Raw genomic sequence first — 13,427 nt, 5'->3', positions numbered from 1 at the left:
ATCAGGATCATGGACGCATTCACCTATCGCGATGGACGTCTGCATGCCGAGGGCGTGCCGCTGGCGCGCATCGCGGCCGAGGTCGGCACGCCGGTCTTTGTCTATTCGGCTTCCGCCATCGAGGCGCAGTACGATGCGCTGGCATCCGCGCTGGCCGACATGAAGATCGGCATCTGCTATGCGCTGAAGGCCAATTCGAATCAGGCCGTGATCGCCACGCTGGCAGCGCGCGGCGCCGGTGCCGATGTGGTGTCGGAGGGCGAGCTGCGGCGGGCACTGGCGGCTGGCGTTCATCCTTCGAAGATCGTCTTCGCCGGGGTCGGCAAGATGGCGGACGAGATGGCGTTCGCGCTGAAGGCCGGGATTCACCAGTTCAACCTGGAATCCGGGCCGGAGCTGGAGCTGCTGAACGATGTCGCCGGCCAGCTGGGGCTGATGGCGCCGGTCGCGATCCGGGTCAATCCGGACGTCGATGCCAAGACCCATGCCAAGATCACCACCGGCACCAAGGAAAACAAGTTCGGCATCGAGATCGAGCAGGCGAAATCGGTCTATGCCCGCGCTGCGGCGCTGCCGCATATCGATCCGGTGGGCGTGGCCATGCATATCGGCTCGCAGCTGACCGATCTGGCGCCCTACCGCGCTGCCTACCGCCGCATGGCCGATCTGGTGAAGGCGTTGCGCGCCGAGGGGCATGACATTCGCCGCGTCGATCTGGGCGGCGGCATCGGTATCGATTATCGCGGCGACCATATTGTCGATCTGGCGGGCTATGCGGCCATCGTGCGCGAAGAGATCGCGCCGCTGGGCGCCGAGATGATCTGCGAGCCGGGCCGCCTGCTGGTCGGCAATGCCGGCGTGCTGCTGACCCGCGTGATCTATGTGAAGCAGGGCACGGCCCGGCGTTTCGTCATCGTCGATGCGGCGATGAACGATCTGATCCGGCCGACCCTCTACGAGGCCCATCATGATATCGTGATGGAGCGCGCCGGTGCCCCAGAATCGCCGCATCCCGCCGATATCGTCGGACCGATCTGCGAAAGCGGCGATTATCTGGCCAAGGATCGCGTGCTGCCGGAGCTGAAGCCGGACGATCTGCTGGCGGTGAAGTCCGCCGGTGCCTATGGCGCGGTGATGGGATCAAGCTACAATACCCGCCTGCTGGCGCCCGAGGTGCTGGTGCGCGGCGGGGAGTTCGCGGTGGTGCGGCCCCGGCCCAGCTATGACGCGCTGATCGGCCAGGACCGCCTGCCAGACTGGCTCTCGCCGGCGCAGCCGGCCATGCGCGCGGCAGCCGGAGAAGATTAGCCCGGTTTCGGAAGGGGGTCTTTCCGATCCGGCGCAGCGCCCCATCTCGATTGTATGGGGTAAGAAGGAGCGGACATGGATCAGAGCCCTCTGGAACAGGATACGCGGCCGGCTGTCCCGGCTTTTGCCGGTGTATTGAAGCCGCGCCTGGCCTGGCTTGCCCTGTTCTGGGAGGCGGCCTGGCCCGCGCTGTGGCCCAGTGTCGGCGTTGCCGGCCTGTTCCTCAGCTTGGCATTGCTCGATATCCTGCCCTCTCTCGGCTTCGCGCTGCATCTGGCGGCGCTGGTGCTGTTCCTTGGTGTTTTCCTGTTCCTGACCGTGCGCAATCTGCGCCGGTTGCGCCTGCCCGAGGCCCGCGCCGCGCTGCGCCGGCTGGAAACCGCCAGCGGCCTCGGCCACCGTCCGCTGTCCGGCCTGCAGGACACGCTGGGCTCCAACCCGAAGGACCCGATGGCGCAGGCGCTGTGGCAGGCGCATCAGTCGCGGCTGGCCCGGCTGGTGCGCACCCTGCGCGTTGGTCTGCCCTCGCCCGGCCTCGCCCGGCGCGATGTCTGGGGGCTGCGCGCGGCACTCGGCCTGCTGCTGGTGGTCGCCGTCGCCGCCGGCTGGCGCGATGCCGATGACAGGCTGTTGCGCGCGGTGACGCCCAGCTTCGCCGGTGCGGTTCCGGCCGGCCCGCCGACGGTCGATGCCTGGATCAACCCGCCGGCCTATACCGGCCTGCCGCCGCTTTATCTGCGCAAGGCAGCCGATGCTGCCGTTCCAGCCGCCCAGCCAGCCGATCAGGCGCCGCTCTCCATCCCCACCGGCAGCAAGCTGCTGGTGCAGGTGCATGGCGGTACAGGCCAGCCGGTGCTGCGTCTCGACGCGGCGGAGACCGCGTTTGACAGCATCGATGCCAGCAATCACCGTCTGGAGACCGAGCTGACCGGCGGCACCCGTCTCGGCATCGCGCAGGATGGCGCGACCCTGCAGGAATGGCGCATCGAGGTGCTGCCCGATGGCGCGCCGCGGATCGATTTCGCCAGCGATCCGGCGGCCGGCGAGCGCGATGCGCTGAAGCTGGAGTATCAGGCCAGCGACGATTACGGGCTGGAAGCGGTGACGGCGACTATCCGTCGCGCCGCCTCGACCGAGCCGGGGGCCGCGACTATCGGCGAGGAGAGTATCGACTTGTCGCTGCTGCTGCCGGCGCTGGCGCCGAAGCAGGCGCGCGCCGCCTCCTACCATGATCTGACGCCGCATCCCTGGGCTGGCACGCCGGTCCAGATCGAGCTGACGGCGCAGGATGCCATCGGCCAGGAAGGACGCAGCGGACCGTTCCTGCTGGTGCTGCCGGAACGGCAGTTCACCCATCCGGTCGCCCGCGCCATCATCGAACAGCGCAAGCGCCTGACGCTGGAGCCCGAGGCGCGCGAGGACATTGCCGAGCAGCTGACCGGCATCGCCGCGCAGCCGCAGGCCTATAACGAGGATACGGTGGTGTTCCTGGCGCTGAAATCCTCGGTCACGCGCCTCTATGAGGAGGGCGGCGAGATCGCTGCCGTGCAGGATCTGCTGTGGGATACCGCGCTCCGGCTGGAGGATGGCGGTGTGTCGCTGGCCGAGCGCGATTTGCGCGATATTCAGCGCCGGCTGCAGGAGGCGCTCGCCCGCAACGCGCCGGAAGAAGAGCTCGAACGGCTGATGGACGAGCTGGAACGTGCCATGGACCGCTTCATGGAAGCGATGATGGAGCAGATGCAGCAGATGGCTGAACAGGGCATGCAGCCGGAACAGTTCGACCCGTCGCAGATGCAGCAGATCGACCGGCAGGATCTGCAGCGCATGATGGACCAGATGCGCGAGATGATGCGCTCCGGCGCGCGCGACAAGGCGCAGCAGATGCTCTCCCAGATGCAGCAGATGATGGAGAATCTGCGCTTCGGCATGATGCAGCAGCAACAGAACAGCCAGCAGATGCAGCAGCAGATGCAATCGTTGCAGGAATTGCAGGATCTGACGCGCCGGCAGCAGCAATTGCTGGATGAAACCTTCCAGATGCAGCAGCAGATGCAGGGCGATGCCGACCAGCCCTCGCAGCGCGGCCAGCAGCCGGGATTGCAGGGCCAGCAGGGGCCGGAGCAGGGTCAGCAGAACCGGCAGATGGGGCAGGAGGGCCGCAGCGGCCAGGCCGAGGGGCGTTCCCGCATGACTCCGGAACGCGGTGCCGCCCTGCAGGAAGCCTTGCGCCGGGCGCTGGGCGACCTGATGCGGCGCATGGGTGAGGTCGGCGAGATTCCGCGCCAGCTGGGCCAGGCGGAGCGCGCCATGCGCGATTCCAGCGATGCGTTGCGCGGCAACCAGCCGGGCGAGGCGATCCCGGCTGAGACCGAGGCGCTGGACCAGCTGCGCTCCGGCGCGCAGCAGATGGCCGAACAGATGGCCCAGCAGATGATGGCCGGCCAGCAGCCGGGCCAGCAGGGGCAGGACCGGCCGGGGCAGCAGGGCCGCCGCCAGGGCGAGCGCGATCCGTTCGGCCGGCCCTACAATAATGATGGCCAGTTCGCGACCGGCGATGTCGAGGTGCCTGAACAGTCCGACCTGAAGCGCGCCCGCGAGATTTTCGACGAGTTGCGCCGCCGTTCCGGCGACACCAGCCGGCCCGATTATGAGCTGGACTATATCGACCGGCTGCTGCGTCGTTTCTGATGAGGCGCTTCTGACCGGCCTGCGGCGATATAACCCCATGGCGCAGTGCCGGCGGATGGTCTAGATCATGCGTTTCTCCAACGCGCGCAGATGTTATCACCTTCCATGAGCAAGATTTTCGATATCGCCATCGTCGGCGGCGGCGTGAATGGCTGCGGCATTGCCCGCGATGCCGCCGGCCGGGGGCTTTCCGTCTTCCTGTGCGAGCAGCAGGACCTTGCCGGCGCCACCTCCTCGGCCAGCACCAAGCTGATCCATGGCGGGCTGCGCTATCTGGAATATTACGAATTCCGGCTGGTGCGCGAGGCGCTGATCGAGCGCGAGGTGCTGCTGGGCATGGCCCCGCACATCGCCTGGCCGATGCGCTTCGTGCTGCCGCACCATAAGGGTCTGCGTCCGGCCTGGCTGATCCGGCTGGGGCTTTTCCTGTACGATCATCTGGGTGGCCGCAAGATATTGCCGGGCACGCGGACGCTCGATCTGCGCAGCGATGCCGCCGGCGCGCCGCTGATCGACGATTTCGTGAAGGCCTTCGAATATTCCGATTGCTGGGTCGAGGATTCCCGCCTCGTCGTCCTGAACGCCATGGATGCGGCGGCGCGCGGCACGGACATCCGTACCCGCACCCGCTGCACCGGCGCCCGGCGCATCGACGGTCTGTGGGAGGTTACGGTGGAAGGTGCCGATGGCAGCCGCGAGACGATCCGGGCGAAGGCGCTGGTCAACGCCGCCGGTCCCTGGGTGTCGCGCTTCCTGACCGAAGGCGTCGGGCAGAATGCGGCGGCGCGCATCCGCATGGTGAAGGGCAGCCACATCGTGGTGCCGCGGCTGTTCGACCATGACAGGGCCTATATCTTCCAGAACAGCGACGGGCGCATCGTCTTCGCCATCCCCTATGAGCGCGATTTCACCCTGATCGGCACCACCGACCAGGATTTCCGCGACGATCCGGCACATGTCGCGATCACCGAGGAGGAGACCGCCTATCTCTGCGCGGCGGTCAGCGCCTATCTGAAAAAGCCGGTCACGCCGGAGATGGTGGTGTGGACCTATGCCGGCGTGCGGCCGCTCTATGACGATGGCGCATCGAAGGCGCAGGCCGCCACGCGCGATTATGTGCTGAAGCTGGATGCGCCGGAAGGTGCCGCGCCACTGCTGAACATCTTCGGCGGCAAGATCACCACTTACCGCAAGCTGGCGGAATCGGCGCTGGCGCTGCTGAAGCCGCGTCTGCCGGGCATGGGCCGGCCCTGGACCGAGGGGGCGACGCTGCCCGGCGGCGATTTCCCGGTGCTGGGCTTCGCCGATCAGGTTGCGGCGCTGCGCGCGGCCCATCCCTATCTGGCGGAGACTCACGCCAGGCGGCTGGTGCGCGCCTATGGCACGAAGGCGGCGGAACTGCTGGACGGCGTCACCGATGCCGCCGGGCTGGGGATTCATTTCGGCGCCGATCTCTATGCGCGCGAAGTCGCCTATCTGATGGACCGCGAATGGGCGGTGAGTGCCGCCGATGTGCTGTGGCGGCGCTCCAAGCTGGGCCTCAGGCTCACGAAAGAACAGGCCGAGGCACTGGACGGCTGGATGCGAAACCGTCCAAGCTGAGGCACTGAATCAAAAAAAGCAAAAGGGAGGACCATCATGCCGTCCTGCATCCTGGCCATCGACCAGGGAACCACCTCCAGCCGCGCCATCCTGTTCGGCAAGGATTACGAGGTGCGCGGCACCGCCCAGCGCGAGTTCACGCAGCATTTCCCGCGCTCCGGCTGGGTCGAGCACGATGCCGAGGAAATCTGGGACAGTGTGGTGGCGACCTGCCGCGAGGCGATGGAGAAGGCCGGCGTTTCGGCCGCCGACATTGCCGGCATCGGCATCACCAATCAGCGCGAGACGGTGGTGATCTGGGACCGCCGCACCGGCAAGCCGATCCACAGGGCCATCGTCTGGCAGGACCGCCGCACCGCCGATGCCTGCGCCGCGCTGAAACAGAAGGGACATGAGGCCGAGGTGACGGCGAAGACCGGCCTGCTGCTCGACCCTTATTTCTCGGCCAGCAAGATCGCCTGGACGCTGGACAATGTGGCGGGTGCCCGCGCCGCCGCCGAGGCCGGCGACCTGGCCTTCGGCACCATCGACAGTTTCCTGATCTGGCGGCTCACCCAAGGCCGGGCGCATGTGACCGACGCCACCAACGCCGCGCGCACGCTGCTGTTCGACATCCATCGCGGGCAATGGGACGAGGAGATGCTGGCACTGTTCCAGGTACCCGCCTCACTGCTGCCGGAGGTGAAGGACTGTGCCGCCGATTTCGGCGATGCCGCCGCCGACATTCTGGGCGGCACGATCCGTATTCTCGGTGTTGCCGGCGACCAGCAGGCGGCCACGGTCGGCCAGGCCTGCTTCCAGCCTGGCATGCTGAAATCGACCTACGGCACCGGCTGCTTCGTGGTGATGAACACCGGTAGCCAGTCGGTGATCTCGCGCAACCGGCTGCTCACCACCATCGCCTACCAGCTGGATGGCAAGCGCACCTACGCGCTGGAAGGGTCGATCTTCGTCGCCGGGGCCGCCGTGCAATGGCTGCGCGACGGGCTGGGCGTGATCGAACAGGCCTCGGAGACGGCGGCGCTGGCCGATGCCGCCGACGAGAATCAGGATGTCTATCTGGTGCCGGCCTTCACCGGTCTCGGCGCGCCCTACTGGAACGCCAAGGCCCGCGGCGCGCTGTTCGGCCTGACCCGGGGCACGACCCCTAAGGAGCTGGCGCGCGCGGCGCTGGAATCGGTGTGTTACCAGACCCGCGACCTGGTGCAGGCGATGCAGGGCGACTGGGGCCAGAAGGACAAGGGCGCTGGCGGCGATACGGTGCTGCGCGTCGATGGCGGCATGGTCGCCAGCGACTGGACCATGCAGTTTCTGGCCGACATCTTGAACGCGCCGGTGGACAGACCAGTTGTCTTGGAGACGACGGCGCTGGGGGCGGCCTATCTGGCCGGTTTGAAGGCCGGGTTCTATCCGGAGCCGGCGAAATTCGCCGAGCGCTGGAAGCTGGACCGCCGCTTCGAGCCGGACATGGATGAGGCCACCCGCGCCCGCAAGTTCGCGGGCTGGAAACGCGCCGTCAAAGCCACGCTGCTTGCTGCCGAGGAGTAGGGTCATGGACCGCCGCCTGCCGCCGCTTTCCCGCCGTGACCTGCTGATCGCCGGAGGGGCTCTTGGCGGGGCGGCGATGCTCTCCGGCCTGTTGCCCCGGCCCTCTCTGGCGGCCGATGGAGTCCGGCGCTTCGCGCTGAAGCCGATGCCGGCGGTGGCGCCCCTGGTGGGCAACGGCCATCCTGACACCGCGGTCTGGGGCTATAATGGCAGCGTGCCGGGGCCGGAAATCCGCGCGGTGCAGGGCGAGACCGTCGAGATCGATGTCGAGAACGGGCTGGATCAGGCGACCACCGTGCACTGGCACGGCATCCGCCTGCCCAACGCCATGGATGGCGTGCCGCATGTGACGCAGGAGCCGGTCGCGCCGGGCGGGCGCTTCACCTACCGCTTCAATCTGCCGGATGCTGGCACCTACTGGTATCACCCGCATCTCGGCAGTTCCGAACAGCTCGGGCGCGGCCTGTCCGGCGCGCTGATCGTCGAGGAACGCGAACCCATCCGCGTTGACCGCGAGATGGTCTGGCTGCTGGACGATTGGCGGCTGGGGCGCGATGCGCAGATCGTAGGCGGTTTCGGCGACATGCATGACCGTACCCATGACGGCCGCATCGGTAACACCGTCACGCTGAATGGAAGGCTGACCGAGCAGCTGCCGGTGCGGGCGGGCGAGCGGCTGCGGCTGCGCCTCGTCAATGTCGCCAATGCGCGGCTGTTCGCGCTGGAGTTCAAGGGGCACCAGCCGCAGGTGGTGGCGCTGGACGGCCATCCGGTCACGCCGCACGCGCCGAAGGACGGGCAGATCGTGCTGGGGCCGGGCATGCGCGCCGACATCATCCTCGATATGCAGGGCAGGCCCGGCGAACGGTTCGAGGTGGTGGACCGGTTCTACCGGCAGATGCACTACCGTTTCGTCGATCTCGCCTATTCCGACGAGGCGCCGCTCCGTGACAGCCCGCTGGCAGCCTCGATCCGGTTGCCGGCCAACAGTGTCCCGGCGCCCAATCTGGCCGATGCCGTCACCCACCGCGTGCATTTCGGCGGCGGCATGATGAGCCAGATGGCCAGCGCCCGCATGGATGGTCGTATGGTCGCCCTGCGCGAGATGGTCCAGCACGGCCTTGCCTGGACGGTGAATGGCGCGGCGGTCAGCGGCCATCTGCACGATCCGCTGTTCCGGCTGACGCGCGGCCAGAGCTGCCGCATGGTGCTGGAGAACGACACCGCCTGGTTCCACCCGATCCACCTGCATGGCCACGCCTTCCGGGTGATCGCCCGTAACGGCCAGAAGGTGGCGGATGACGCCTTCCTCGACACGGTGCTGCTGGCCCCGCGCGAGACGGCGGAGATCGCCTTCCTCGCCGACAATCCGGGGATGTGGATGCTGCACTGCCATGTGCTGGAGCATCAGGAAGCCGGCATGATGGGCCTGATCGAGGTGGCTTAAGCGCCTCTACTCGATCAGCCCGAAGCGGCGGCGGTAGGCGTCGATATAGGCTTCCTTGGAGGGCATCAGGTGGCGACGGCAGATCGCCATCAGGCTCTGCCGGTCGCCGTCGCGGATCGCCTGCAGGATGGCGCGGTGGTCGTCGCGGGCATAGGCGATGGTTTCCGGCTGCACCACCGAATAGAAGCGGATGGCGTGGGTCTTCTGCGCGAACTCGTCGATGACACCGGCGAGATAGGGGTTGCCGCAGCCGGCATAGAGCACACGGTGGAACTGCACGTTCAGCCGGAAGATGCGCGGCAGGTCCTGCGCCGCCACTGCGGCATCATGCTCGTCTTGCAGCGCTTCCAGCTCGGCGAGGCGGGCCGGGTCCATCGGCAGCGGCAGCATCTCGGCGCAGCTGGTCTCCAGCAGCGCGCGCACGGCGTAGAGCTGTTCCACCTCTTCCGGCGTATAGGCCTTCACCATGGCGCCGCGGTTGCGGAAGCGCTCGATCAGCCCGCGCCGTTCCAGATCGGCCAGCGCCTCGCGCACGATATGGCGCTTCACGCCGAAGCGTTCGGCCAGCGCCTCCTCGACCAGCCGCTCGCGCGGGTGCAGCCGGCCGAAGACGATATCCTCCTCGATCCGCTGCACGATGCGGTCCTGCGGGGTCTCCCCGCCCAGCGCCAGCGCCTCGTTCATCCCATCCCCTTATCGTTATCGCGCTGTTCCCTGCCTTGCAGCGTCAAGCTAAGCATAGGCAAGCCATGCGTAGAACAGGATTGTTGACAATTTCAAGGACGGTCTATTGTCAGGGCATGAGTGCAAACGGGGAGAAACGGGAATGAGCAGCGAAAAACGCGGCATGTCGCGGGGACTGACCAGTTATGGCGATGACGGCTTCTCGCTGTTCCTGCGCAAGGCCTTCATCAAGGCGATGGGCTACACGGACGACGCGCTGGGCCGGCCGATCATCGGCATCGTGAACACCTTCAGCGGCTATAATGCCTGCCATCGCAACGTGCCCGACCTGGTGGAGGCGGTGAAGCGCGGCGTCATGCTGCAGGGCGCCTTGCCCATCGATTTCCCGACGATCTCGCTGCATGAGAGCTTTGCGCATCCGACCAGCATGTATCTGCGCAACCTCATGGCCATCGATACCGAGGAGATGATCCGCGCCCAGCCGATGGATGCGGTGGTGCTGATCGGCGGCTGCGACAAGACCGTGCCGGCGCAGCTGATGGGGGCGGCCTCCGCCAATGTCCCGGCGATCCAGCTGGTCACCGGCGCCATGCTGACCGGCAGCCATCGCGGCGAGCGGGTCGGCGCCTGCACCGATTGCCGGCGCTTCTGGGGCCGCTACCGCGCCGACGAGATCGACGATCAGGAAATCGCCGAGGTGAATGACCAGCTGGTGCCGACTGCCGGCACCTGCTCGGTCATGGGCACCGCCAGCACCATGGCGCTGGTGACCGAGGCGCTGGGCATGATGCTGCCGGGTGGTGCGTGCCCGCCCGCCGTCTCCGCCGCGCGCCAGCGCCATGCCGAGGAAACCGGCGCTGCCGCCGTGCGTCTCGCCGCCGACCGGCTGACCCCGGACAGGATCATGACGCCGAAAGCGTTCGAGAACGCACTGCGCGTGCTGCTGGCGATCGGCGGTTCGACCAACGGGCTGGTGCATCTGACGGCGATGGCCGGCCGCATGGGGATCGAGGTGGATCTGGAGGCGGTGGACCGGCTGGGTGCCGATACGCCGGTGCTGGTCGATCTGAAGCCGTCGGGCAGCTACTACATGGAGGATCTGCACAAGGCCGGCGGGCTGGTGATGATCCTGCGCGAGCTGAAGCATCTGCTGAACCTCGACTGCCTCACTGTCTCCGGCCGCACGCTGGGCGAGGAGATCGAGGCCGCGCCCAAGCCCTGGCCGCAGAATGTGGTGCGCACCGCCAAGGACCCGATTTATGGCGAGGGCGGCATCGCCGTGTTGCGTGGCAATCTGTGCCCCGGCGGGGCCATCATCAAGCAGTCGGCGGCCGATCCGAAGCTGATGCAGCATGAGGGCCGGGCCGTGGTTTTCGCTGATGCCGCCGACCTCGCCGCGCGCATCGATTCCGACGATCTGGACGTGACCGCCGACGATATCCTGGTGCTGCAGAATATCGGCCCCAAGGGCCACCCCGGCATGCCGGAGGCCGGCTATCTGCCGATCCCGCGCAAGCTGGCGCGTCAGGGGGTGAAGGACATTGTGCGCATCTCCGACGGCAGGATGAGCGGCACGGCAGCCGGCACCATCGTGCTGCATGTGACGCCGGAATCCGCCGATGGCGGGCCGCTGGCGCTGGTGCAAACCGGCGACCGTATCCGGCTGGACGTTGCCGGCCGGCGGCTCGACATGCTGGTCGATGATGCCGAGCTGGACCGCCGCCGGGCATCGCTGCCGCCGCGCCCGCTGCGGCCGGAGGATGATCGCGGCTACCGCAAGCTGCTGATGGAGACGATCCTGCAGGCCGACAAGGGCGTCGATTTCGACTTCCTGGTGCCGCCGGCAACGACCAAGACGCCGCTGGCCGGGGACTGAGCCGTTCATGGATGAGGACACGGGAAGGCCGCCGGGCTGGCGGCGAACGGTCACGCGGATCTTCCTGTGCCTCGGCCTGGCGGCGATCCTCAGCCAGTTCTTCCGCTCGGCCACCGGCGTCATCGCGCCGGAGCTGATGCGCGACCTGTCACTGTCGGCCAGTGAGATGGGCATGCTGACGGCGGCCTTCTTCCTGACCTTCGCGCTGACCCAGATTCCGACCGGCATCCTGCTCGACCGCTATGGCTCGCGTCTCACCATCGCCGGCACCATGCTGTTCGCCGTCGCTGGTTCCGTGGTGTTCTACCTGGCCGAAAGCTACTGGCATGTGGTGCTGGCCCGGGTGCTGATCGGCATCGGCTGCGCCGGCGTCATGATGGGCGGCTTCGTGGTGCTGGCGCGCTGGTTCGATGCGCGTTCCTTCACCATGACGATGGGCTGGATGATCGCGCTGTCGAATGGCGGCAATCTGCTGGCCACCACGCCGATGGCGCTGGCCACCGAATGGCTGGGCTGGCGCGGTACCTTCCTGGTCATGGGGCTGGTGACGCTGGCCGTGGTGCTGGCGGTGCTGGCCGGTGTGCGCGACGCTCCGCTCGGCCACCAGTTCCTCGCCCGCAAGCGCGAGAGCGGAGCCGACATCTGGGCCGGGCTGAAGGCGGTGTTCCGCAATCCGCAGCTGCCCTACATTCTGGCGCCGGGCTTCGTGACCTATGCCTGCACCATCACCGTACTGGGGCTGTGGGCGGCCCCCTTCCTGCACGATGTGCACGGGCTGGAGGGTGTGGAGCGGGGCAATATCCTGCTGGGGATGAGCCTCGCGATCATCGTCGGCACGCTGATCTACAGTCCGCTCGACCGGCGCATCGCCAGCCGGCGCCGGCTGGTGCTGGTGGGCGGCAGCGGCAGCATGGCCTGCCTTGCCGGGCTTGCGCTGTTCGCGGAATCCAGCCTGTGGGTGGTCGCCGCGCTGTTGATCGGCTTCACCCTGTTCAACACCTATAACGTGATCGTCGTCGCCCATGGCCGCCTGTTGTTCCCCGATCATCTGGTCGGGCGCGGCATCACCACGGTGAACATCGCGGTGCAGACCGGCGCCGCCGCGTTGCAGATGGCCAGCGGTGTACTGATCGGCTTTGTCGCGGCATCCGTGCCGGGTGCGGCCGATCTGCCCTATCGGATCATGTTCGCGGCGCTGGCGCTGGTGACGCTGCTGGCGCTGGCTTATTACGCCAGGGCGGAGGACCGGGTTCCGACGCCACTAATGCAAGGGAGAAAATGATGCGCGCCGTCTGGTACGAGAAAAAGGGAACGCCCGATGTGCTGGTGCTGGGCGAGATGCCCGATCCGGTTCCCGCCGCCGGTGAGGTTCGGGTGCGGCTCGCCGTCTCCGGGGTGAACCCGACCGACAGCAAGCGCCGCTCGAACGGGCGGGAGCTGGACCGCTTTCCGCGCATCGTGCCGCATCAGGACGGGGCAGGCACCATCGACCAGGTGGGCGCGGGCGTCGATCCGTCCCGCATCGGCCGCCGGGTCTGGGTGTTTGCCGCGCAGGCCAAGCGGCCCTTCGGCACGGCGGCGGACTTCACCTGCGTGCCGTCCGATTACGCCATCGACCTGCCGGAGGGCACCGGCTTCGACGCGGGCGCCTGCCTTGGCGTGCCGGCGGTGACGGCGCATCGCAGCCTGTTCGCCGATGGCGACATCAAGGGTAAGACGGTGCTGGTGACGGGGGCGACCGGCCGGGTCGGGCGCTATGCGGTGCAGTTGGCGAAATGGGCTGGCGCGCGGGTCATCGCCACCGCCTCCACGCCGGAAAAGCGTGCCGAGGCTGAGGCACTGGGCGCCGATGTGGCGATCCCGCATGGCAAGGAGTTGCTGGAAGCGGCGAAAGAGGCCGCCCCGAAAGGCGTCGATCATGTGGTGGATGTTGCGTTCGGCACGAATATCGAGGCGGTGACGGTGCTGATGCGTCCGAACGGCACCATCGCGACCTATGCCTCGGACGCGGTGCCGGCCCCGGTGCTGCCGTTCCACCTGCTGATGTACAAGAACATCAACATCCGCCTGGTGGCGATCTTCGACATGCCGGAAGCGGCGAAGCGCCAGGCCTTTGCCGACATCACGCGCTGTTTGACGGAAGGTGGCCTGAAGCAGCGCATCGATCGCCGCTTCCCGCTGGATCAGGTTCCCGCCGCGCATGCCGCGCTGGAATCCGGCGAGATTCAGGGTTCGCTGCTGATCGATATCACCTAGAAAGTGCGGCGGGAG

Annotated in this window: 9 protein-coding genes; 8 read left to right on the top strand and 1 reads right to left on the bottom strand. The window is 67.4% G+C overall.

Going from position 1 to position 13,427, the window contains the following annotated elements:
* The first annotated feature begins 9 nt into the window (after nt 1-9).
* The 5 genes from lysA to BKM74_RS00100 all read left to right on the top strand — a co-directional run bounded on the left by lysA (nt 10) and on the right by BKM74_RS00100 (nt 8,596).
* On the top strand, nt 10-1,308 hold the full coding sequence (gene lysA, locus BKM74_RS00120; RefSeq protein ID WP_086463680.1) for a diaminopimelate decarboxylase: 1,299 nt from the start codon (nt 10-12) through the stop codon (nt 1,306-1,308).
* 75 nt (nt 1,309-1,383) lie between these two features.
* Complete coding sequence (locus BKM74_RS00115) at nt 1,384-3,999, top strand: TIGR02302 family protein (RefSeq protein WP_086463679.1); 2,616 nt, start codon at nt 1,384-1,386, stop codon at nt 3,997-3,999.
* Nucleotides 4,000-4,104: 105 nt separating this feature from the next.
* Nucleotides 4,105-5,601 carry a glycerol-3-phosphate dehydrogenase gene (gene glpD, locus BKM74_RS00110; protein ID WP_086463678.1) on the top strand — a complete coding sequence of 499 codons (1,497 nt, stop codon included), beginning with the start codon at nt 4,105-4,107 and terminating at the stop codon, nt 5,599-5,601.
* A 36-nt stretch (nt 5,602-5,637) separates the two neighbouring features.
* Nucleotides 5,638-7,149 carry a glycerol kinase GlpK gene (glpK, locus tag BKM74_RS00105; RefSeq protein ID WP_086463677.1) on the top strand — a complete coding sequence of 504 codons (1,512 nt, stop codon included), beginning with the start codon at nt 5,638-5,640 and terminating at the stop codon, nt 7,147-7,149.
* Between the two features lie 4 nt (nt 7,150-7,153).
* Nucleotides 7,154-8,596, top strand: coding sequence for a multicopper oxidase family protein (locus BKM74_RS00100; RefSeq protein WP_086463676.1), 1,443 nt, complete (start codon nt 7,154-7,156; stop codon nt 8,594-8,596).
* Between the two features lie 6 nt (nt 8,597-8,602).
* Here BKM74_RS00100 and BKM74_RS00095 read toward each other — a convergent pair whose 3' ends face one another.
* Nucleotides 8,603-9,280, bottom strand: coding sequence for a GntR family transcriptional regulator (locus tag BKM74_RS00095; protein ID WP_086463675.1), 678 nt, complete (start codon nt 9,278-9,280; stop codon nt 8,603-8,605).
* Nucleotides 9,281-9,422: 142 nt separating this feature from the next.
* Between BKM74_RS00095 and BKM74_RS00090 the strand changes: the two genes are divergently transcribed.
* The 3 genes from BKM74_RS00090 to BKM74_RS00080 are packed head-to-tail and all read left to right on the top strand — an operon-like array spanning nt 9,423 to nt 13,412.
* Nucleotides 9,423-11,156, top strand: coding sequence for an IlvD/Edd family dehydratase (locus BKM74_RS00090; RefSeq protein WP_086463674.1), 1,734 nt, complete (start codon nt 9,423-9,425; stop codon nt 11,154-11,156).
* Nucleotides 11,157-11,163: 7 nt separating this feature from the next.
* The gene (locus tag BKM74_RS00085) at nt 11,164-12,438 is read left to right on the top strand and encodes an MFS transporter (RefSeq protein WP_086463673.1); all 1,275 of its coding nucleotides are present in this window, start codon (nt 11,164-11,166) and stop codon (nt 12,436-12,438) included.
* Nucleotides 12,435-13,412 (top strand): NADPH:quinone reductase, encoded by a 978-nt coding sequence (locus tag BKM74_RS00080; RefSeq protein WP_086463672.1) that lies wholly within the window; start codon nt 12,435-12,437, stop codon nt 13,410-13,412. The genes BKM74_RS00085 and BKM74_RS00080 overlap by 4 nt, the downstream gene beginning before the upstream one ends.
* Nucleotides 13,413-13,427: the final 15 nt, after the last annotated feature.

It is taken from the genome of Oceanibaculum nanhaiense (assembly GCF_002148795.1).
Lineage (GTDB): Bacteria > Pseudomonadota > Alphaproteobacteria > Oceanibaculales > Oceanibaculaceae > Oceanibaculum > Oceanibaculum nanhaiense.
Note: the sequence above shows the minus strand (reverse complement) of the source record. Positions and strands in the feature narration are given on the sequence as shown.